General features: G+C 72.0%; 20 protein-coding genes, 1 pseudogene and 1 riboswitch. Of the genes and pseudogenes, 16 read left to right on the top strand and 5 right to left on the bottom strand.

Annotated elements, in window-relative coordinates; genetic code table 11:
* Positions 1-243 precede the first annotated feature (243 nt).
* Positions 244-361, top strand: a riboswitch (SAM riboswitch).
* Positions 362-558: 197 nt separating this feature from the next.
* Both KK483_RS08515 and KK483_RS08510 read left to right on the top strand, forming a co-directional pair.
* A complete protein-coding gene (locus KK483_RS08515; protein ID WP_262004599.1) occupies positions 559-1,998 on the top strand; it encodes an aminotransferase class V-fold PLP-dependent enzyme in 1,440 nt (479 codons plus the stop codon).
* 44 nt (positions 1,999-2,042) lie between these two features.
* Positions 2,043-2,240, top strand: a complete 198-nt coding sequence (locus tag KK483_RS08510; protein ID WP_262004598.1) for a hypothetical protein — start codon at positions 2,043-2,045, stop codon at positions 2,238-2,240.
* Here KK483_RS08510 and KK483_RS08505 read toward each other — a convergent pair.
* Both KK483_RS08505 and KK483_RS08500 read right to left on the bottom strand, forming a co-directional pair.
* The gene (locus KK483_RS08505) at positions 2,237-2,518 is read right to left on the bottom strand and encodes an Lrp/AsnC family transcriptional regulator (RefSeq protein WP_242334674.1); all 282 of its coding nucleotides are present in this window, start codon (positions 2,516-2,518) and stop codon (positions 2,237-2,239) included. The two genes, KK483_RS08510 and KK483_RS08505, sit on opposite strands and share 4 nt — an antisense overlap.
* Positions 2,515-3,219: a rhomboid family intramembrane serine protease gene (locus tag KK483_RS08500; protein ID WP_262004597.1), complete on the bottom strand. Its 705-nt coding sequence runs from the start codon at positions 3,217-3,219 to the stop codon at positions 2,515-2,517. Before KK483_RS08500 ends, KK483_RS08505 begins: the two co-directional genes overlap by 4 nt.
* 121 nt (positions 3,220-3,340) lie before the next feature.
* On the opposite strand from KK483_RS08500, the gene KK483_RS08495 reads away from it, so the two are divergent.
* From KK483_RS08495 to KK483_RS08475, 5 genes are all read left to right on the top strand, one after another.
* The gene (locus KK483_RS08495; protein WP_262009401.1) at positions 3,341-3,583 is read left to right on the top strand and encodes a hypothetical protein; all 243 of its coding nucleotides are present in this window, start codon (positions 3,341-3,343) and stop codon (positions 3,581-3,583) included.
* A gap of 45 nt (positions 3,584-3,628) precedes the next feature.
* On the top strand, positions 3,629-4,990 hold the full coding sequence (locus KK483_RS08490) for an NYN domain-containing protein (RefSeq protein ID WP_262004596.1): 1,362 nt from the start codon (positions 3,629-3,631) through the stop codon (positions 4,988-4,990).
* A gap of 343 nt (positions 4,991-5,333) precedes the next feature.
* On the top strand, positions 5,334-6,362 hold the full coding sequence (locus tag KK483_RS08485; protein ID WP_262004595.1) for a C40 family peptidase: 1,029 nt from the start codon (positions 5,334-5,336) through the stop codon (positions 6,360-6,362).
* A 234-nt stretch (positions 6,363-6,596) separates the two neighbouring features.
* A complete protein-coding gene (locus KK483_RS08480) occupies positions 6,597-7,661 on the top strand; it encodes an NlpC/P60 family protein (protein WP_399013702.1) in 1,065 nt (354 codons plus the stop codon).
* 53 nt (positions 7,662-7,714) lie between these two features.
* Positions 7,715-8,932: a hypothetical protein gene (locus KK483_RS08475; RefSeq protein ID WP_262004593.1), complete on the top strand. Its 1,218-nt coding sequence runs from the start codon at positions 7,715-7,717 to the stop codon at positions 8,930-8,932.
* A 57-nt stretch (positions 8,933-8,989) separates the two neighbouring features.
* On the opposite strand, the gene KK483_RS08470 is transcribed toward KK483_RS08475, so the two are convergent.
* On the bottom strand, positions 8,990-10,222 hold the full coding sequence (locus KK483_RS08470; protein ID WP_262004592.1) for a glycosyltransferase 87 family protein: 1,233 nt from the start codon (positions 10,220-10,222) through the stop codon (positions 8,990-8,992).
* 50 nt (positions 10,223-10,272) lie between these two features.
* Here KK483_RS08470 and KK483_RS08465 point away from each other — a divergent pair, with 50 nt between their 5' ends.
* Entirely contained in the window at positions 10,273-11,418 is a 1,146-nt protein-coding gene (locus tag KK483_RS08465) for a glycosyltransferase family 4 protein (RefSeq protein ID WP_262004591.1), read from the top strand.
* A 95-nt stretch (positions 11,419-11,513) separates the two neighbouring features.
* Positions 11,514-11,696, top strand: a pseudogene (locus KK483_RS08460) (transposase); the annotation flags it as partial.
* A 193-nt stretch (positions 11,697-11,889) separates the two neighbouring features.
* Here the strand turns inward: KK483_RS08460 and KK483_RS08455 are convergent.
* Positions 11,890-12,303, bottom strand: a complete 414-nt coding sequence (locus KK483_RS08455; RefSeq protein ID WP_262004590.1) for a hypothetical protein — start codon at positions 12,301-12,303, stop codon at positions 11,890-11,892.
* Positions 12,304-12,725: 422 nt separating this feature from the next.
* Between KK483_RS08455 and KK483_RS08450 the strand changes: the two genes are divergently transcribed.
* Positions 12,726-14,351, top strand: a complete 1,626-nt coding sequence (locus KK483_RS08450; RefSeq protein ID WP_262004588.1) for a GMC oxidoreductase — start codon at positions 12,726-12,728, stop codon at positions 14,349-14,351.
* On the opposite strand, the gene KK483_RS08445 is transcribed toward KK483_RS08450, so the two are convergent.
* Positions 14,339-16,135 (bottom strand): long-chain fatty acid--CoA ligase, encoded by a 1,797-nt coding sequence (locus KK483_RS08445; RefSeq protein ID WP_262004587.1) that lies wholly within the window; start codon positions 16,133-16,135, stop codon positions 14,339-14,341. The two genes, KK483_RS08450 and KK483_RS08445, sit on opposite strands and share 13 nt — an antisense overlap.
* Before the next feature lie 237 nt (positions 16,136-16,372).
* On the opposite strand from KK483_RS08445, the gene KK483_RS08440 reads away from it, so the two are divergent.
* The 6 genes from KK483_RS08440 (at position 16,373) to KK483_RS08415 (ending at position 21,254) form a co-directional block, all read left to right on the top strand.
* The gene (locus KK483_RS08440) at positions 16,373-17,134 is read left to right on the top strand and encodes a metallophosphoesterase (RefSeq protein WP_262004586.1); all 762 of its coding nucleotides are present in this window, start codon (positions 16,373-16,375) and stop codon (positions 17,132-17,134) included.
* A gap of 63 nt (positions 17,135-17,197) precedes the next feature.
* Positions 17,198-17,656, top strand: a complete 459-nt coding sequence (locus KK483_RS08435; protein ID WP_262004585.1) for an SRPBCC family protein — start codon at positions 17,198-17,200, stop codon at positions 17,654-17,656.
* An 11-nt stretch (positions 17,657-17,667) separates the two neighbouring features.
* Positions 17,668-18,834: an ArsA family ATPase gene (locus KK483_RS08430; protein WP_262004584.1), complete on the top strand. Its 1,167-nt coding sequence runs from the start codon at positions 17,668-17,670 to the stop codon at positions 18,832-18,834.
* 61 nt (positions 18,835-18,895) lie between these two features.
* Positions 18,896-19,339, top strand: coding sequence for a DUF5304 domain-containing protein (locus tag KK483_RS08425; RefSeq protein ID WP_262004583.1), 444 nt, complete (start codon positions 18,896-18,898; stop codon positions 19,337-19,339).
* Between the two features lie 61 nt (positions 19,340-19,400).
* On the top strand, positions 19,401-20,342 hold the full coding sequence (locus tag KK483_RS08420; protein ID WP_242334633.1) for an ROK family glucokinase: 942 nt from the start codon (positions 19,401-19,403) through the stop codon (positions 20,340-20,342).
* A 159-nt stretch (positions 20,343-20,501) separates the two neighbouring features.
* A complete protein-coding gene (locus tag KK483_RS08415) occupies positions 20,502-21,254 on the top strand; it encodes an endonuclease/exonuclease/phosphatase family protein (RefSeq protein ID WP_262004582.1) in 753 nt (250 codons plus the stop codon).
* The last annotated feature ends 3 nt before the right edge of the window (positions 21,255-21,257 follow it).

Here is a 21,257-nt window from a genome sequence, read left to right as displayed (position 1 = left end):
CCACCCCCGTAGCCCTTCGGGCACGGGAGGTGCCCCCACGCTGTGTTGTCGGAGTCATCCGAGTACGTCCAGTACGAGGTTGATGCTCCGCCTTGCGATTGCACGCACCGGACGTCGCGCACCCCGCCCTGCGGGCGGACGGCGCCATGTGTCAGACACGACCTAGTGCTGTGACGCGGGGCGCAGTCCGGATGACGGACTGCGCCTTGCGCGTTCCGGAACGTATGGCAGGATGCTTTCCAAGGTCATGAGTGACAGCGATTACGGCCCCGGCCCGCTGTCCGGCAACCCTCCGTCCGTGGCGGGGTGCCCCGGGTGAAGACCAGGCCGCAGGCAGCGAGGTCTGCGGCAAGCGCGGACCCCTCGAATCCCTGGGGTCCTGGTCCTCAAGGGAGCTCTCTCGTGAGCAAGCGAATGCGCTAGGGGCTGTCGGCCCCCCTTCCCCACCCCGTACGCGATGCGGCCGTTGCGCGCCCCCCCCGTGCGGGTTGTTCACAGCCTCCCCGAGAGCTGCGCCTGGGAGGCACCCCCAGCCTTCATTCGCCAGGAGATACCGCCATGTCCGTGCGCCCGCACACCGTCGCCGCCACCGTCGTCACCGCCACGATTCCCGTCGCCGCCACCGCAGTTGAGACCGCGGTCGGGACCGCCGAGTCCACCGACCCCTGCTGCGCCGCCCCGCTCCCGGTGCTCGGCCGGGACGTCACCGTGCCCCTCGTCACCGGCGGCGAAGTCACCTACGCCGCCCTCGACTACGCCGCCAGCGCCCCCGCCCTCCAGCGCGTGTGGGACGACGTCGCCGCGTACGCCCCCTACTACGGCAGCGTCCACCGCGGCGCCGGGTACCTCTCGCAGCTGTCCACGGACCTGTTCGAGAGCAGCCGGGCGACCGTCCACGAGTTCCTCGACTGCCGCGTCGACGACCAGGTCGTCTTCACCCGCTCGACGACGGACTCGCTCAACCTCCTCGCCCAGGTCGTCCCCGCCGACTGCGAGGTCTTCGTCTTCGAGACCGAGCACCACGCCTCGCTGCTGCCCTGGAGGGGCGCGCGGGTGACCTACCTGAACGCCCCGCGCACGCCCGGCGAGGCGGTGCGCACCCTGGAGTCGGCGCTCGCCGGGCGAGACCCGTACGGGCCGGCGCTGGTCTGCGTGACCGGCGCCTCCAACGTCACCGGCGAGCTCTGGCCGGTACGTGAGCTCGCCGCCGCGGCGCATGCCCACGGCGCCCGCATCGTCCTCGACGCGGCACAGCTCGCCCCGCACCACCCGGTCTCCGTACGGGAGTTGGACGTCGACTGGGTCGCGTTCTCCGGGCACAAGCTGTACGCACCGTTCGGCTCCGGTGTGCTCGCCGGGCGGGCCGACTGGCTGCGGGAGGCCGAGCCGTACCTCGCCGGGGGCGGCGCCTCGCGCAAGGTCGCGCGGCGCACGGACGGCGGCGTGGACGTGGAATGGCACACCACCGCCGCCCGCCACGAAGCCGGCTCGCCGAACGTCATCGGCGTCTACTCCATCGCCTCCGCCTGCAAGGCGCTGAAGGAGGCCGGGTTCGAGGCGCTGGTCGCGCGCGAGCAGTACCTCGTCGCCCGGGTCCGCGAGGGCCTCGCCGAGGTGCCCGAGGTGCGTCTGCTGTCGCTCTTCGGGGAGGACGCGCCGCGCGTCGGTGTCCTCTCGTTCGTCGTGGACGGCTGGAACAGCTCCCACTTCGCCGCCGCGCTCTCGGCCGAGTACGGCATCGGCGTCCGCGACGGACTCTTCTGCGCGCACCCGCTGGTCCGCACGCTGCTCGGCAGCGACCCGGCCGACCAGGGCGAATGCGGCGCCCCGGAGGCCGAGTCGGGCGAGCGTTCGCTGAACGCGATCCGGGTCAGTTTCGGGGCCGGTACGCCGGACGAGCACGTCGAGCGGTTCGTGCGGGCCGTGAAGGAGCTCGTGCGGGACGGCGCGAAGTGGACCTATCGCACGGAGGACGGCAGGTGCGTGCCGGCGGTCTGAGGCAGCCGGGTCCCGAGCGGGATCGTACGTAGCCGGTCGTCGCGATGCCGAGGGCATTCGCGACGACCGCGACGACCGCGACGACCGCGACGACCGCGACGACCGCGACGACCGCGACGACCGCGACGACCGCGACGACCGCGACGACCGCGACGACCGCGACGACCGCGACGACCGCGACGACCGTGGCGAGGGTGGTGGCGAGTCGGTGTGCGAGCGCCCGCGCCCGGGACAGTGCCTAGGCGTCCAGGCCGATCGCGAACGCCGCCTCCAGGTCGTGCTGCGAGTACGTACGGAACGCCACGTGCGTGTCGGTCGCCTCCACGCCCGGGATCTTGCTGATGCTGCCGGGGATGACGTCCGCGAGGTCGTCGTGCCTGGCGACGCGGACCATCGCGATGAGGTCGTACGTCCCGGTGACCGAGAAGACCTCGCTGACGCTGTCCAGCGCGGCGATCGACTCGGCGATCTCCGGGATGCGGTCCACGCTGGTCTTGATGAGCACGATCGCGGTGATCACGGCTGGCTGTCTCCCTGGGTGGCCCTGGCTTGGGCTTTCACTCTAGTCCCCGTCCGGAAGCGGGCCCACGCGAAGAGGAAGCCGAGCCCGAAGCCCACCAGATGCGCCAGATAGGCCACCCCCGGCCCCGACGAGGTGCTCTGCGCCTCCGCCAGCCACTGCAGCCCGAACCAGAAGACCAGCACGATCCACGCGGGGAAGCGCAGCGGCAGGAAGAACAGGAAGGGGTAGAGGCTCGTCACCCGCGCCTGCGGGAAGAGCCGCAGGAACGCCCCGAGCACCCCGGAGATCGCCCCCGACGCGCCCACCAGCGTCTGCGCGGACTCCGCGTTGGCCGCCGCGTAGGCGAGGAGCGCGAGATAGCCGCAGCCGATGTAGAAGAGGGCGAACTGCAGGTGCCCCATCCGTTCCTCGGCCATCGCGCCGAAGACATAGAGGAACAGCATGTTGCCGAGCAGATGCAGCCAGCTGCCGTGCACGAAGAGTGCTGTCAACGGGGTGAGGAGCGCGCGTGGTCCGGCGTGCATCAGTTCGTCGGGGATGACGCCCCAGCGTTCGAAGTAGGAAACCGTTCCGGTGAGCAGGGTGTCCCCGGTGCCGTACGAGGGGTTGAACCCGGAAACCGGACCGATGACGAAGAGCAGACAGCACAGCCCGATCGCCGCATAGGTCACCACGGGTCCGGTCCGCCGATCGATCACCAACAGAGCATGGCGTACCGGGACCGATCGGGACGGACCGCCTCGCCGTGTCCCGGCGTGCCCCCGAGGTCGTAGGGTTGCGGGCAGTACACCCGACCGGTCGAGAGTCGAGGACGGCATGATGACGACGGTGCCCGCGCCCACCGCCACCACCAGGTGGCGCTGCACGCTCTGCGGGAATCTCACCCGCTTCGATGTGACCCGTTCGTCCAAGGTCGTCGAGTACGTCCATCTGGACCTGGCCGGAGAACCCACGGTGGAGGAGCGCGAGGTGGTCAGTGAGACCATCGAGTCGGTCCGGTGCCGCTGGTGCAACGCGGTGGATCAGATCGAGTTGGTGGACAGGCCGGACGCCGGTTCCTGACGGGAGTCGCGCGGACCGGGACCAGGACAGTAGGGGTGACGGACTGTGGAGCAGCCTGACAGCGGCGCGGGGCCGGCCGGTGCGGCCGGCGGCGCCGCCGAGGCGCTCGACCACCCGCTGCCCGAAGACGTACGGCGCCGGGTCGTCGCCCTCGTGTCGGACGCGTTCGGCGGGCTGACCATCGGCGACCTGCCCGCCCAGCTGCGCCAGTACGCCCGGTTCACCCCGTCTCGCCGGGCCAGGTTCGCCGGCAACGCCATGGCGGCCGCGCTGGAGACCGATCCGGTCTTCCGCCAGCGCATCGGCGAGCGGCTGCGCGAGGCGCAGCCGGAGCTGGCCGGGGCGCTGGAGTCCGGTGCGCCGCCGCCGGCGGCCGACCCCGTCGACGTGGCCGCGGCCGCCTATGTACTGCGCCCCGTCGGCTGGGTGAAGCTGGTGGCCGCGGCGGGCGAGGAGGCTCTGCGCGCGCACGCCGAGCGCGTCGACGAGGAGTCACGGCGCGAGCTGGAGCGGCTGCGCGAGGAGGTCGACCGGCTCAGGACGCAGACGAGGGCCGAGACCGAGCGGCTGCGGGCCGAACTGGACGCCGCCCGCAAGGAAGCCGAATCGCTTCACCGCAAGTTGCGCAGCGCCCAGAGCGATGTGAAACGCGGTGAGGCGGCGGTGCGCCGCAGCACCGCCGAGACCGAGTCGGTGCGGGCGGAGGCCCATGCCCAGGTGTCCGCGGCCGAGAGCGAGGCCCGGCGGCTCAGGGCGCGGCTCGGCGAGGCCGAGTCGGCCGTCGAGGCGAGCCGCAGGGCCGCCCGTGAGGGCCGCTCGATCGAGGACATGCGGGTGCGGCTGCTGCTGGACACGGTGTTGGACGCGGCCCAGGGGCTGCGCCGGGAGCTGGCCCTGCCGCCCGCGTCCGTGCATCCCGCCGACACCGTCGACGCGGTCGAGCCGGGCCGTATGTCGCCGAAGGACATCGCGGCGCGCGCCCTGTCCGAGACGGACCCGGCGCTGCTCGACCAGTTGCTCGCGCTGCCCCAGGCGCATCTCGTGGTCGACGGCTACAACGTCACGAAGTCGGGCTATCCGACGATGCCGCTGGAGAAGCAGCGGCTGCGGCTGCTCGGGGGGCTGGCGATGCTCGCCGCGCAGACCGGCGCCGAGATCACCTGTGTCTTCGACGGGGCGGAGCTCGCCGCGCCCGTGCTGCTCGCCCCGCCGCGCGGTGTGCGGGTGCTGTTCTCCAAGCCGGGTGTGACCGCGGACGAGCTCATCCGCCAGCTGGTGCGGGCCGAGCCGCCCGGCCGGCCCGTCATCGTGGTCTCCACCGACCGCGAGGTCGCCGACGGCGTCGCGAAGGCCGGTGCCAGGCCGGTCGCGTCGGTGATGTTGCTCAAGCGGCTTTCGCGCGTCTAGGCAGGACTCGCGCCACTCTTCCGTCTTGCTAATTGCTGGGCGTAATGCCCGATTTCACGGAACGTACCGTCAAGTGGCCGCTACTACGCGTGTGATGAACGTAAAGAATGTGCTTCGTGCGACAGTTTTTTCTCATGAGGATTTGAACTGATCACAGGAAGGTCACTAGGGTCAGGCCTCGAACCTTCGCACGGTTGATCATCCATCCGGGATGACAGTGAAGGAACCGCCTATTTCGTGCAGTTCGGCCCCGTTCTTGCCGGGGAGCTGAGCGTGCGCGGAGCCGGGGAACCAACCCCCCCACTGCCCGGCAGGCGGCTCGAGGAAGAAGGAGCTCGCCTTCGTGGCGTCCCACCGTCGTCCCAAGCAGCCGAGCCGCACCCGTGTGACCGTGCTCACCGCGACCGCCGCCGCGGCCGTCGCTCTTTCCGCCCAGGCCGCCAACGCCGCTCCGGCCAAGCCGAGCAAGGACGAGGTCAAGGCGAAGGTCGACGCGCTCTACCACGAGGCGGAGAAGGCCACCGAGGAGTACAACGGGGCCAAGGAGCAGCAGACCAAGCTCCAGAAGCAGGTCGACGCGATCCAGGACAACGTGGCCCGCGGCCAGGACGAGGTCAACACCCTGCGCGACAGCCTGGGTTCGGTGGCCAGCGCCCAGTACCGCTCCGGCGGTATCGACCCCGCGCTCCAGCTCTTCCTCTCCTCCGACCCGGACACCTACCTCGACAAGGCGTCCGCGATCGACCAGCTGAGCGCCAAGCAGACCGACGCCCTGGAGAACATCCAGGCCAAGCAGCGCACTCTGGCCCAGCAGCGCGCCGAGGCGACGAAGAAGCTCGCCGACCTCGAGGACGTGCGCAAGACGCTCGGCGAGAAGAAGAAGGCGTTCCAGGGCAAGCTCGCCGAGGCGCAGAAGCTCCTCAACACGCTGACCGCCGCGGAGCGCGCGAAGATGCAGGAGGAGGAGCTCCGCGCCAGCCGTGCCGCCGGCGACCGCGTGGACCTCGGCAACGAGGTGCCCGCCTCGCAGCGCGGCGCCGCCGCCCTCAACGCCGCCGCCACCCAGCAGGGCAAGCCGTACGTCTCCGGCGCCGAGGGCCCCAACTCGTACGACTGCTCCGGCCTCACGCAGTGGGCCTACCGCCAGGCCGGCGTGAGCCTCAGCCGCACCACGTACACCCAGCAGAACGACGGCGTGAAGATCGGCCGCAGTCAGCTCAAGCCGGGCGACCTCGTCTTCTTCAACGGCCTTTCCCACGTGGGCCTGTACGCGGGCAACAACCAGATCCTGCACGCGCCGAAGCCGGGTGCCGTGGTCCGGTACGAGTCGATGGACTACATGGGCACCTTCCAGTTCGGCGTCCGCGTCTGACGCCACCCGCGCCCCGCGCCCCGGGACCTGCCCAGGGACGTCGACTGACGCCCATCCGGGGGAATCGCGCGACCATCCGCCGACGGTACGCCCCGCCGATGACCTTGTGGTCTCCGGTGGGGCGTCACTGTCCGTGCCCGGTAAGGATTTTGGCCGCCAGGTAGCCGCATGGTTACTCTCTGCCGCGCAATGGCTGACAGGTCGTTGCTTCCAGCGGAAGGGAGTGCGGCTCCTGTGGCGTCCCATCGCCGACCCTCACCATCGGCCGGTTCCACATGTTGGTCCGGTTTCCACCGCGGTGCCCGGGTCACCCTCCTGTCGGCAGCGGTGGCCACCACGGCCGCCGCGCTCGGGTCGGCACCGGCCGGTGCCGACCCGCTCGACAACCCCGCGGCCCCCGGCGCCACGCGCGCGATGGTCGACCGGCTGTACGAGGCGGCCGAGAAGGCCACCGAGCGGTACAACCAGGCCGACGAGCGCGCGGACCGGCTGCGCGAGGAGGTGACCGCCGTACAGGACCGGGCGGCGCGCGAGCAGGAGGCCGTCAACCGGATGCGGGAGGCGCTCGGTTCGGTGGCCGGCGCGCAGTACCGCTCGGGCGGCATGGACCCCGCGCTGGAGCTGCTGCTCTCCGCGACCCCGGACACCTACCTGGAGAAGGCCACGCTCCTCGGCCGGATCGGCGAGCGCCAGGCCGCCACCCTGCGCGATCTGCGGCGCGTGCAGCGGGTCCTCGGGCAGGAACGTACGGAGGCCGCACGCAAGCTGGCCGAGCTGGAGCTCACCCGGGCCGCCGTCGCCCGCCACAAGCGGTCCGTCGAGGGGAAGCTGGCGGCGGCCAAGCGGCTGCTTGAGGCCCTTCCGCCCGGTGAGCGCGACGCCTACGACCGGGCCTCCCGCTCCGGCCGCGACCGCATCCTGCCGGACCTGGCAGGCGGCCCCGGCCCCTCCTCGGCACGGGCGGCGGCCGCGGTGGCGGCGGCCACGAGCGCGGTCGGCAGGCCCTACGTCTGGGGCGCCAACGGGCCGGACGGCTTCGACTGCTCAGGGCTCACCCAGTGGTCGTACGCGCGGGCGGGCGTCGGGCTGCCGCGGACCTCCCAGGCCCAGCGCTACGCCGGGCGGCAGGTCTCGCTCGCCGAGGCCCGGCCGGGCGACCTCGTGACCTACCGCTCCGACGCCAGCCACATCGCGATGTACGTCGGCAACGGGCAGGTCGTGCACGCGCCCTATCCCGGGGCCTCGGTGCGCTACGACCCCGTGGGGATGATGCCGATCGCCTCCGTGACCCGGCCCTGACGGGCTTGCCCGGCCTTTCGGTCCGCCCTTCCGCCTCGCATACGATCGGCAGGGTGGCTGGTCGGCGACGTGGCGCGGGGATACGTGCCGGGACGAGGACGGCGGCCGGCGGTCTCGCCGCCGCCGCCCTGCTCGTGCTGTCCGGGTGCGCCGGGACCGCCGCGCCGCCCGACACCACGTCCCGGGACATCCAGCGCACCCTGGACGCCCGTGCCGCGGCGGTGCTCGGCCGGGACGCGGACGCGTACGTCGCCGCGCTGGACGGCGGGCTGCGGGCCGCGGGGCGCGCGGAGTTCGCGAGCCTCGCGGACGTGCCGCTGAGCTCGTGGGAGTACCGGCTGACCGGGGTGCAGCGCTCCGGCGGCCGGGCCACCGCCGAGGCCGAGCTGCGGTACCGGATCGAGGGCTACGACAGCGCCCCCGTGACCTCCGCCCGCGTCCTGGAGCTGGCCGAGCGCGACGGCCGCTGGTACGTCACCGCCGACCGCGCGGGCCGCGGCGGCGCCGAGCAGCTGTGGCAGCAGGGCGACGTGGACGCCGTACGCGGCGCCCGCAGTCTGGTCCTCGGCGTCGGCCAGGACCGCGACCTGCTCCGGCGGATCGCGGCGGACGCCGACCGGGCCGTGCCGGCGGTCTCCGCCGCCTGGCCGGGGCGGTGGGCGTCGCGCGTGGTGGTCCTGGTGCCGGGGACGCTGGACGCGATGGGGCGGCTGCTGGGCGCGCCCGCGGCGGGCTACCGGGGGATCGCGGCGGTCACCACGGGAGAGGCCGGGGCGAGCGGGGCCGTGCCGGCGGACCGGGTGATCGTGAACCCGGAGGCGTACGCGGAGCTGGGCGAGTTCGGCCGCCGGATCGTGCTCACCCACGAGACCACCCATGTGGCCACCCGCGCGGCCACCTCCGAGGCCACCCCGCTGTGGCTCTCGGAGGGCTTCGCCGACTGGGCCGCCTACCGGGGCACGGGCCGCACCGCCGCCCAGGCCGCCCCCGAACTGGCCCGCGCGGTCCGCGCCGGCTCCGCACCGTCCCGGCTCCCGGCCGACGAGGACTTCCGCTTCGGCTCGGACGGCGAGGCGCTCGGGCGCGCGTACGAGGGCGGCTGGCTGGCCTGCGAGCTGATCGCGGAGCGATGGGGGACGCGGGCCCTGACGGACTTCTACCGCGCGGCCGGGGAGGACGGCCCGGCGAAGGCCCTGCACGACGTCCTTGACACGACGCCGGACGCCTTCACAGCGGCGTGGAGCGCGTACGTACGGGCACGGCTGGGCTGAGGCAGGCAAGCAGGCAGGCAGGCAGCGAGCAGAGGGCCGGACGGCCCGCGCGGGCCGTCAGCTGTCCAGGAGCTCCCTGTCCGGCATCGGCCGGGCGGGCACGGCCCGTCCGTGCCGGCGCCGGGCGGCCGGGACCGTGCTCGTCCACAGGCGGTGGCAGGCCAGCAGCGTCGCCGCCACCAGCAGACCGTTGCGCAGCACCAGCAGCGCGATGCCGAACGAGGTGCTCCCCACGACGTCCGCGAACCAGATGGGGAACTCCAGGTACGTGACCCCGGTGGCAAGCAGCACCAGGCACGCCGGCAGCGCCATCCGGCTCGACCGGAAGGCGAGGCAGACCGCGGCCAGACCGACCAGCCAGATCATGTACTGCGGGCTGATCACCCGGCTCGTGGTCGTGAAGAGCAGCACCGCCGTCAGCGCGGTGTCCGCCGGGGTGCTCGCCCCGAAGTCGCGCGCCCGCAGCCGCCACACCAGCAGCCAGCCGAACCCGAGCACCGACAGACCCAGCGCGATGCCGCTCACCAGCGGGACGTACGGGCCCAGGAACTCGACCGAGCCGTAGTTCAGCAGCACCTGCCCGTCCCAGCCGTGGTGGCGTGCGATGTGGAAGACCAGCGCACCGAGCGACTCGACCTCCGTGCCCCGGTCGCGCTGGAAGGTCAGGAAGGCCAGCGCCCCGGGCATCGCCGCGGTGAAGAGCAGCAGCAGCGCGCCGCCCGTGACCGCCGCGGCGAGCCAGGAGCGGCGGCTGCGCATCCCCGCCAGCAGCAGTGCGGGCCAGACCTTCAGCAGCGCCCCGAAGGCGACCAGCGCGCCCGCGAGCCGCGGTCGGCGGGCCGCCGCGAGCAGGGCCGCGACCGCCACCGCCGTCACCATCAGGTCGTAGCGGGCGTAGGCCGTCGGCCCGAGCAGCGGCACCCCCGCCACCCAGACCCAGACCCCCCTCAGGGACTTGCCGGGCCGTCTGCCCGCGTACAGCAGCAGTCCGAGCACCGCCGCGTCGCAGACGCAGACGAGGACGAAGAAGGCGTGCACATAGCCGAGGAACGGCAGCAGGCCGGGGGAGAGGATCGCGAGCGCGGCGGCGGGCGGGTACTGCCAGGTGACGTCGTCCATCGGGTACGTGCCGGTCCTCAGCACCCCGTTCCAGCCCTGGTAGATCCCCGCGACATCGCTGGTCACGTCCGGTCCCGCGACGAACAGGACCTTCAGGACCCAGAGCAGCAGCAGGATCCTGGTGAGGACCCAGACCGCGACGGGCAGAGCTGTGCGGGCCGCGCCCTTCATGACCACCTCATGCCGTTTCCCGCTCTCCGCCGTTGGTACTGTCGGCGGCAATGGACAAGACCCTCATCGTGACCAACGACTTTCCGCCGAGGCCCGGCGGCATCCAGGCGTTCCTCCACAACATGGCGCTGCGCCTGGACCCGGAGCAGATCGTCGTCTACGCCTCCACCTGGAAGCGTAGCCGTGAGGGTGTGCAGGCCACGGCAGATTTCGACGCCGAGCAGCCTTTCACGGTGGTCAGGGACCGTACGACCATGCTGCTGCCCACCCCTCGGGTCACCCGGCGGGCCGCCGGGCTGCTGCGCGAGCACGGCTGTACGTCGGTGTGGTTCGGGGCCGCCGCGCCGCTCGGGCTGATGGCGCCCGCGCTGCGCAGGGCGGGGGCGCGCCGGATCGTCGCCACGACGCACGGGCACGAGGCGGGTTGGGCGCAGCTGCCCGCGTCCCGGCAGCTGCTGCGCCGGATCGGCGAGGGCACGGACACGATCACGTATCTCGGCGAGTACACGCGCTCGCGGATCGCCGCGGCGCTGACGCCCCAGGCGGCGGGGCGGATGGTGCAACTGCCGCCCGGCGTCGACGAGAAGACCTTCCACCCCGGCTCGGGCGGGGACGCCGTACGGGAACGGCTCGGGCTCGCCGACCGCCCCGTCGTCGTCTGCGTCTCCCGGCTGGTGCCGCGCAAGGGCCAGGACACGCTGATCCGGGCCATGCCCGCGATCCTGGCGAAGGTGCCGGACGCGGTGCTGCTGATCGTCGGCGGCGGCCCGTACGAGGGCGAGCTGCGCAGGCTCGCGGAGTCGACGGGCGTCGCCGGGTCGGTCCGCTTCACGGGCGCGGTCCCGTGGGAGGAACTGCCCGCGCACTACGGCGCAGGCGACGTCTTCGCCATGCCGTGCCGCACCCGGCGCGGCGGTCTCGACGTGGAGGGCCTCGGCATCGTCTATCTGGAGGCGTCCGCGACGGGCCTGCCGGTCGTGGCGGGCGATTCCGGCGGTGCGCCGGACGCCGTGCTCGACGGCGAGACGGGCTGGGTCGTGCGGGGCGGTGTGCCGGGGGAGTCGGCGGAGCGGATCGTGGCGCTGCTGGAGGACGCGGAGCTGCGCGGGCGGATGGGCGAGCGGGGCCGTGCCTGGGTGGAGGACCGCTGGCGCTGGGACCTCCTGGCGGACCGGCTGCGGGAGCTGTTCGTGTGATGCGCCAGGTCGCCGCGTACTGGCGCACCAACCCGACTCCGCACCAACCCGGCTCCGCGCCAACTGGCCCCGCTCTTCGGGGTGTCGGAGTCGCCGCGAAGGACGCCGTCGGCAGGACCACGGTGATCGCGGACGGCGGCTACCGGGGCACCGGCCTGGTCATCCCGCACCGCCGCGAACGCGGCCCGGCCGAACTCCCGGCCTGGAAAGAGGAACGCAACACCTCCCACCGCAAGGTCCGCGCCCGCGTCGAGCACGCCTTCGCCCGCATGAAGACCAGCATGCTGTCGATCATCTACGGGACAGCCCTTGGCCAGGACCGTGTCCTAGCACGGGCAGCCGCGGCTTCCGCAGCAATCGTGTCCGGCCCCCGGATTCCTTTGCTTTCCAGCGGCCGAGGGGCATTCGACAGGTGAATGCTCACCAGAAAGGCCGAGGGGGAGGTTCCCCCTCGCCCTCTCGCCCGCTCGGCTACTTCGTGATGACCGCTCGGAGTGTTCCCGCGGTGGTCGCCTCGAACTCACCGAAACCGGTGGTGCCGTCCGCGAACTGCGCGAAAACCCGAGTTCCGGCCATGTCGAGGACCCTTACGCCGGCCGACGGTGCGCCGGTGAAATCGGGATCGATTCCGGCGAACGACACCTGTTCTCCGGGCGAGAACCCGGCGAAATTCGCGATGACGACCTCGGTGTCCACGCCGACGGTGCTCGTGAGCGTCGCGGGGCCCCCGAAGGTGCCCATGCTGTCCCAGGTGACAGGGAACTTGGCGGTGCGGCCGCTGATACCCACCGATTGAACCTCAGAGCTGGTCGCGTTACTGAGCGCGAGATTTATGGAGAACGAATTCAGCGGACCATCGAATGTGGCCACGACTTCTTCGGCCATGCGTGATCTCCTGTCCCATCGTTGCAGGGCTGCAATTCAGTCCCTGCGGATACTCTTATGATGGGCATACGTCCGGCCGTATTCCTATAGTCGAGGGCGACCCGAGGGAAGCAAAGCGTTATTGGCGGGTAATCGGCCAGGAATTACGCATCCCCTCAATGCATCATTGCGCCGTTTCGCTGCATCGCCCAACGGGTACGCAAAGACGGGTCGCAGCAAAAAACCAGCCATTTTGGCCGACCGAGTACTGGAGTGCCGCTCTTCCGTCTTGCGATGGCTCGCGCCGGATGCCGCGCACCCCGCCGTGGGGTTGGACGGCGCCCATTCCTGAGACACGGCCCTGCCCTGTCGGCCACCGGCCCGCGCACAATGGGCCCGCGCAACGGATAGGCGGAATCCGATAATCCGCCCATGCTGCGCGCATGACACCAAATCTGACGCGCCGTCACCTCCTGGGTCTCGGCGCCTTCCAGACCGCCGCCGCGCTCGGCCTCACGCGCATCACCCTGAGCCCGGCCCAGGCCGCGACACAGGCCGCGCAGGCCACCGACCGCACCCCCGCCCTCGTCATCGGCTCCGGCTACGGCGCCGCCGTCACCGCCCTTCGCCTCGGCGAGGCCGGTGTCCCCACCCTCGTACTGGAGATGGGGCAGCTCTGGGACACCCCGGGGTCCGACGGAAAGCTGTTCTGCGCCACGGGCACACCCGACCACCGCTCCATGTGGTTCCGCACCCGCACCGAGGCGCCGCTCGCGCAGTTCCTCTGGCTCGACGTCGTCAACAGGGACATCAGCCCGTACCCCGGCGTCCTCGACCGCGTCCGCTTCGACCACATGTCCGTGTACGTGGGGCGCGGTGTCGGCGGCGGATCACTCGTCAACGGCGGCATGGCCGTCACCCCGCAGCGCGCGTACTTCTCGGAGATGCTGCCGACCGTCGACGCGGCCGCCATGTACGACACCTACTTCCCGCGCGCCCGTCAGATGCTGGGCGTCAACACCGTGAATCCGGCGTGGTTCGAGTCCACCGACTGGTACCGCTTCACCCGGATCTCGCGCAAGCACGCCGACAACACCGGCCTGCGGACCACCTTCGTACCCAACGTGTACGACTTCGGGTACATGGAGCGTGAAGCCGCCGGGCAGGCCGTGAAGTCCGCGCTCGCCGGCGAGGTGATCTACGGCAACAACCACGGGAAGCGCAGCCTCGACAGGACGTACCTCGCCGCGGCGCTCGGCACCGGCAACGTCACCATCGAGACCCTCCACCGGGCCCGCGCGATCCGAAGACAGCCCGACGGGACGTACGTCGTCACCGCCGACCGGATCGATCCCACCGGGACGGTCGTCGCCACCCGCGAGATCGGCTGCACGCGTCTGTTCCTCGGCGCCGGCAGCCTCGGCACCACCGAACTGCTGCTGCGCGCACGCGAGTCGGGTGCCCTGCCCGACCTCAGCGCCGACGTCGGCACCGGCTGGGGCACCAACGGCAACGTCATGACCGCCCGCGCCAACCATGTGTGGGACACCGTCGGCGCCAACCAGTCGACCATGCCGGTCATGGGCATCGACGACTGGTCCAACACCGCCAACCCGGTCTTCGCCGAGATCGCCCCGCTGCCGATGGGCTTCGAGCACTGGATCAGCCTCTATCTGGCCATCACCAGAAACCCGGAACGCGGTACCTTCCGCTACGACGCCGCCACCGACTCGGCACGGCTCGACTGGACCCAGGCGCAGAGCCAGGTCTCCGTCGACGCGGCGAAGAAGCTCTTCGACCGCATCAACCTCAGGAACGCCACGATCTACCGGTACGACCTCTTCGGCGGCAACAGGACCTTCGCCGACGACTTCACGTACCACCCGCTCGGCGGCTGCGTCCTCGGCCGGGCCACCGACGCCTACGGGCGTGTGAGCGGCGCCCCAGGGGTGTACGTCACCGATGGAGCCCTCGTCCCGGGCTCCATCGGCGTCAATCCGTTCGTCACCATCACCGCGCTCGCCGAGCGCAACATCGAGCGGGTCCTCGCCGAGGACTATGCCCGGTAGATCGCCTCGATCTCGTCGGCGAAGTCCTTGGCCACCACATTCCGCTTCAGCTTCAGCGACGGCGTGATGTGGCCGGCCTCCTCAGTGAACTGGGAGGCGAGAATCCTGAACTTCCGCACCGATTCCGCCTTGGAAACCGCGGCATTGCCCTCGTCCACCGCCCGCTGGACCTCCGCCAGCAGCTCCGGGTCGTCGCGCAGCGAAGCTGCCGTCGAACCGGCCGGCTTGCCGTTGTCGGCGGCCCAGCGGGCCAGGAACTCCTCGTCGATGGTGACCAGCGCGCCCACGAACGGCCGCCCGTCGCCCACCACCATGCACTCCGCGACCAGCGCATGGGCGCGGATACGGTCCTCGATGACCGCCGGGGCGACGTTCTTGCCGCCCGCCGTCACCAGGATCTCCTTCTTCCGGCCCGTGATCGCGAGATAGCCGTCCTCGTCGAGCGTGCCGATGTCACCGGTGTGGAACCAGCCGTCGGCCAGCGCCTCGGCCGTCGCCGCCTCGTTGTTCCAGTAGCCGGTGAAGATGTGCTCGCCGTGCAGCAGCACCTCGCCGTCGTCGGCGATCCGCACCACCGAACCCGGCAGCGGCTGCCCGACCGTGCCGATCTTCTGCCGGTCCCAGGGGTTGAACGCCGTCGCCGCGCAGGACTCCGTGAGGCCGTACCCCTCGAGCACCGTGAAGCCGATACCGCGGAAGAAGTGGCCGAGCCGCTCGCCCAGTGGCGCGCCGCCGGAGACCGCGAACTCGCCGCGGCCGCCGAGCACCGCACGCAGCTTGCTGTAGACCAGCTTGTCGAAGAGCCTGTGCTTGAGCCTCAGGCCGAGCGGGGCGCCCTGGGGGGTGCCGATGGCGCGGCTGTACGCGATCGCCGTGCTCGCGGCCTTGTCGAAGATCTTGCCCTTGCCGTCCGCCTGGGCCTTCGCCCGCGCCGAGTTGTAGACCTTCTCGAAGACGCGCGGCACGCCGAGGATCAGCGTCGGCCGGAACGAGGCGAGTTCATCGGTGAGGTTCTTGATGTCCGGCACGCAGCCGAGCCTGATCGGCGCCATCACGGACGCGATCTCGACCATGCGCCCGAAGACATGGGCGGCCGGCAGGAAGAGCAGCACGGAGCTGTCGCCGGTGCGGAAGAGCGGTTTGAGCCGCTCGACCAGGTTGCCGCACTCCGCGAAGAACGCGCGGTGGGTGAGCACACAGCCCTTGGGGCGGCCGGTCGTGCCCGAGGTGTAGACGATGGTGGCCGGGTCGTCGGCCTTGGCGACCGCGCTGCGCTCGTCGACCGTCTCGTCGGAGACCTCCGCGCCGGCCGCGGTCAGCTCGTCGACCGCGCCCTTCTCCAGCTGCCAGACGTGCCGCAGGGCGGGCAGCCCGTCCCGCACGGATTCGACGGCGGAGGCGTGCGCCTCGCTCTCGACGATCACCGCGACGGCGCCGGAGTCGCCGAGGATCCACTGCACCTGCTCGGGGGAGCTGGTCTCGTACACCGGCACGGTCACCGCGCCGGCGCACCAGATCGCGAAGTCCAGCTGCACCCACTCGTAGCGGGTGCGGGACATCAGGCCGACCCGGTCACCGGGCCGGACCCCGGCCGCGATCAGGCCCTTGGCGGCAGCGCGCACCTCGGCCAGGAACCGGGCGGCGGTGACGTCGGCCCAGACACCCGCCACCTTTCTGCCCATGACGGCCGTATCGGGGTGCTGCGTCGCATTGCGGTGGATGAGATCCGTCAGGTTGCCGTCCGTGGGGACCTCGTACAGGGCCGGAAGGCTGAACTCGCGCAAGACTGCTGCTCCTCATCGGGCGCCGGCGCCACGGCTCTGTGTGAACGCACCGGGGACTGCCCGGACGTTACCCATCAGTACACGGTTCCGGATAGGGGTTCCCGGCCAGATGTTCTCTGCGTCACACCGGTGCGGCGCTGCTTCGCGCACCCTAGTCCACCCCGCCGACGACGCGGAAGTAACCGCAGGTCCGGCCCCCTCTACCCACCCATCCGCGACGACCCTAGGGTGATCGGCATGCGAGTTCATGTGGTCAGCGACGTACACGGGAACACCAGGGATCTGGCCAGAGCGGGCGACGGGGCCGACGCCCTGGTCTGCCTCGGTGACCTTGTGCTCTTCCTCGACTACGCCGACCACTCGCGCGGCATCTTCCCCGACCTCTTCGGCGTCGAGAACGCCGACCGGATCGTGGAACTGCGCACCGCCCGCCGCTACGAGGAGGCCCGCGCCCTCGGGCAGCGGCTGTGGGCCGGGCTCGACCGGGACGCCGCGATCCTCTCCGCGGTGCGCCGGCAGTACGCCGAGATGTTCGCCGCCTTCCCGACGCCGACGTACGCCACCTACGGAAACGTCGACATCCCCTCCCTCTGGCCGGAGTACGCGCGCCCCGGCACCACCGTCCTCGACGGCGAGCGCATCGAGCTCGACGGGCGCGTCTTCGGCTTCGTCGGCGGGGGACTGCGCACCCCGATGCGCACCCCGTACGAGATCTCCGACGAGGAGTACGCCGCCAAGGTCGAGGCGCTCGGCGAGGTCGACGTGCTCTGCTCGCACATCCCGCCCGACGTGCCGGAGCTGACCTACGACACCGTCCCCCGCCGGTTCGAACGCGGCAGCCGCGCCCTGCTCGACGCCATCAGGAGGACCCGGCCGCGGTACGCCCTCTTCGGCCACGTCCACCAGCCGCTGACCCGGCGCATGCGGATCGGCGCGACCGAGTGCGTGAACGTGGGGCACTTCGCCGCGACGGGCAGGCCATGGGCCCTGGAATGGTGACCCTCGCGCTCGCGATAGATTGCACACCGCAACCCTCCGGAGCGCAGAAGAGGAGCCACGGCGATGGCGGAACACACCAGCTCGAGCATCACCATCGACGCGCCGCCCGCCGAGGTCATGGGCGTCATCTCCGACTTCGCGCGCTACCCGGAGTGGACGGGCGAGGTGCAGGAGACCGAGGTCCTGGAGAAGGACGACCAGGGCCGCGCGGTCCAGGTCAGGCTCGTCCTCGACGCCGGGGCGATCAAGGACGACCACACCCTCGCCTACACCTGGTCCGGCGACAACCAGGTCTCCTGGACGCTGGTCAAGTCCCAGATGCTGCGCACCCTGGACGGTTCGTACACGCTGGCGCCCGTCGCCGGCGGCGAGCACACCGAGGTCACCTACCAGCTGACCGTCGACGTCAAGATCCCGATGCTCGGGATGATCAAGCGCAAGGCCGAGAAGGTCATCATCGACCGCGCCCTCGCCGGCCTGAAGAAGCGCGTCGAGTCCGGCGCGGCCGGCGCGCAGGGCTGACCCCGCCCTTGATGCGCACCGTTCTCGTCACCGGGCCCGGAGGCTCGGGCCGTACGACCGTCGCCGCGGCCACCGCGCTCGCCGAGGCGCGGCGCGGCAGGCGGACCCTGCTGCTCTCGGGCGAGGCGGGCGGCGTCCTCGGGACCGCCGTCGGGACCGAGCCGCGGCCGGTCACCGACGGACTGTGGGCGGTCCGGACCGATCCCGGCGCCCACTTCCGCTCCGAGCTGCTCGCCTTCCAGGAGCGCGGGAGCGCGCTGCTGGACCTCCTCGGCGCCCGCGGACTGGAGGACGAAGAGCTCACCGAACTGCCCGGCAGCGAGCAGTCCGCGCTGCTGCGCGCGCTGCGGGACGCCGCGGCCGGGGGGTGGGACGTGCTCGTCGTCGACCTGCCCCCGGTCCCTGACGCCATCGCCCTGCTCGGCCTCCCGGAGCAGCTCCGCCGCTATCTGCGCCGGCTCGTCCCGGCCGAGCGGCAGGCCGCCCGCGCGCTGCGCCCGGTCCTGGCCCAGCTCGCCGGCGTACCGATGCCCGCGCAGTGGCTGTACGACACGGCCGCGCGCTGGGAGGCGGAGCTCGCCGCCGTCCAGGGACTGATCGAGGACCGGAACACCACCGTCCGGCTCGTCGCCGAGCCCGGGCCCGCGGGTGAGGACGCGCTGCGCACCGCCCGGCTCGGCCTCGCGCTGTACCGGGCGGACGTGGACACGCTCGTGGCCAACCGGGTCCTCCCGGTCGTGTCCGGCGACCCCTGGCTCGCGGGACTCCAGGCCCAGCAGGACAAGGCGCTGCGGGGCTGGCACGAGGAGTGGGCGCGGACCGCCGCCGTACGCGAGGCGGCGCACCTGGGCCGGGACCCTCGGGGGCTCGACGACCTGGCCGCCCTGGACCTGCCCGTGGGGCCCCCGGCGCCCCGGGAGCCGTGGGGAGTGGTCGAGGGACCGGCCGGCGACGAGGGCACCCTGGTCTGGCAGCTGCCGCTGCCCGGGGCCGTCAAGGAGGAGCTCCACCTGGTGCGCCGCGGGGACGAACTCGTCCTCACCGCGGGCCCGTTCCGGCGTATCGTTCCGCTGCCCTCCGCGCTGCGCCGCTGCACCGTCTCCGGCGCGGGGCTCACCGACGGGGTGCTGGGCGTCCGCTTCACCCCCGACCCCGCCCTTTGGCCACGGACCCGCTGAACGGCCACGCCCCGTTCCGGTACCGTCGACAGTACGAAGTCACGTTCTCCAGGAGTACGTCATGAGCGATGCCACCGAGCGTCCCGCCGTCGACGCCGATGCCTGGGCGGAGGCGTGCGCCGAGGACCTGGAGGCCGAGCGGGCCCGCCGCCGCGAGCGGTACGGCACGCAGACCGGCTCCGCGGCCGAGGAGCTGCGCAAGCTGGTGGACGCGGTCGCCGAGAAGGTCTCCTCGCTGCAGAACCCGCTGTTCGGCGCGGCGACGCAGGGCGCGGTACAACAGTTGATCAGCCAGGCCAGATCGGCTGTCGAGCCGGTCATCGAGCGCAATCCGCAGGTCTTCGACCACCTCGCGGCCGCGGGCAACGAACTGCTGGCCGCCTACCGTTCGGCCGTCGAGGGCCACGAGCGCCGCTGGACGCGCGACGAGCCGGCTCCCCGCGACGGGCGGGACGGCCGTGACGGCGGCGGCGAAGGGCCGAGCGAGAAGATCGACCTGGACTGACGCCGTCAGCCGCTCGGGTACGGTTGGCCTTAGCGGGGCTCGACCGAAAACTGAGGGACACATGGGACTCACCATCGGCGTCGACATCGGCGGCACCAAGATCGCGGCCGGCGTGGTCGACGAAGAGGGCACGATTCTCGAGAAGCACACGGTGCCCACTCCGCCGACCGCCGACGCGATCGTGGAGGCGATCTGCGCCGCCGTCACCGCAGCCGGTAAGGGGCACGACATCGAGGCGGTCGGCATCGGCGCCGCCGGATACGTCGACGACAAGCGTGCCACCGTCCTGTTCGCGCCGAACATCAACTGGCGCCACGAGCCGCTGAAGGACAAGGTCGAACAGCGCGTCGGCCTCCCCGTCGTCGTGGAGAACGACGCGAACGCGGCGGCGTGGGGCGAGTACCGCTTCGGCGCGGGCCAGGGCCACGACGACGTCATCTGCATCACCCTCGGCACGGGCCTGGGCGGCGGCATCATCATCGGCAACAAGCTGCGGCGGGGACGCTTCGGCGTCGCCGCCGAGTTCGGGCACATCCGGGTCGTCCCCGACGGACTGCTCTGCGGCTGCGGCAGCCAGGGCTGCTGGGAGCAGTACGCCTCGGGCCGCGCCCTCGTCCGGTACGCACGCCAGCGTGCGATGGCCACCCCCGAGAACGCGGAGATCCTGCTCGCCCTCGGCGACGGCACCCCCGAAGGGATCGAGGGCAAGCACATCAGCGCCGCGGCCCGCGAGGGCGACAAGGTCGCCGTCGACTCCTTCCGCGAACTGGCCCGCTGGGCCGGCGCCGGCCTCGCCGACCTCGCCTCCCTCTTCGACCCGTCCGCGTTCATCGTCGGCGGTGGTGTCTCGGACGAGGGCGAGCTCGTCCTCGACCCGATCCGCAAGTCCTTCCGCCGCTGGCTGATCGGTGCCCAGTGGCGCCCCCACGCCCAGGTCCTCGCCGCACAGCTGGGCGGCAAGGCGGGGCTCGTCGGCGCGGCCGACCTGGCCCGGCAGGGCTGACGCCCCACCGCACCCGCCTGCACCGGCCTCCCGGGGCCGGTCACCTGCACCGGCCTCCCGGGGGCCGGTGCCCCCGTCCCCGATCGCCGGGCGGCTCCGAGGGAGCCCGCCCGGCGATTGACGCGGGGCGACAGGCCCCGGCCGGTTATCTTGAAGCGCATGGCGACGCCACCGCTGCCCAACTCCCGCACCGCACCCGACGGTTCCGCCGTCATCCGCGTGCTCAGCTACAACATCCGCTCGATGCGCGACGACGAGGACGCCCTCGCCCGTGTGATCCGCGCCTGCCGCCCCGACCTCGTCTTCGTCCAGGAAGCGCCCCGCTTCTTCCGCTGGCGCAAGCACGCCGCCCGCCTCGCAGCCAAGAGCGAGCTCGTCGTGCTGAGCGGCGGCGCCACCGCCGCGGGGCCGCTGCTGCTCAGCTCACTGCGCACGACCGTGGAACGTACGGAGGACGTGCTGCTTCCGCTCACCCCCGGCCTGCACCGCCGCGGCTTCGCGACCGCCGTCGTACGCATCGGAGGCGCCCGGCTCGGCCTGCTCAGCTGTCATCTGAGCCTCCAGAGCGACGAGCGGTACGCCCAGGCGGGCATGGTGCTCGACAGGCTCGCCGCGATGGACGTGCCGCACGCGATCGCCGCGGGCGACATCAACGACCGGCCCGACGGCCGCGGCTTCCGGCGCCTCGCCGCCGAGCTGCAGGACTGCTGGGCCGTGCGCCCCTGGGGCGGTGAGTACACCTCCACCCCCGCCGACCCCCATCAGCGGATCGACGCGGTCTTCGCGACCAAGGGCGTCGAAGTCCTCGGCTGCGGGGTGCCGATCGGCCTCACGGGTGTCAGGGACGGGGACCTGAGGGCGGCCACGGACCATCTCCCGGTCCTGGCCGCCCTCAGAGTCCCCGCGAGCTGAGCC

It is taken from the genome of Streptomyces sp. FIT100 (genome assembly GCF_024584805.1).
Lineage (GTDB): Bacteria > Actinomycetota > Actinomycetes > Streptomycetales > Streptomycetaceae > Streptomyces.
The sequence above is the reverse complement of the archived record's forward strand: the minus strand, read 5'-3'. Positions and strand labels throughout refer to the sequence as shown.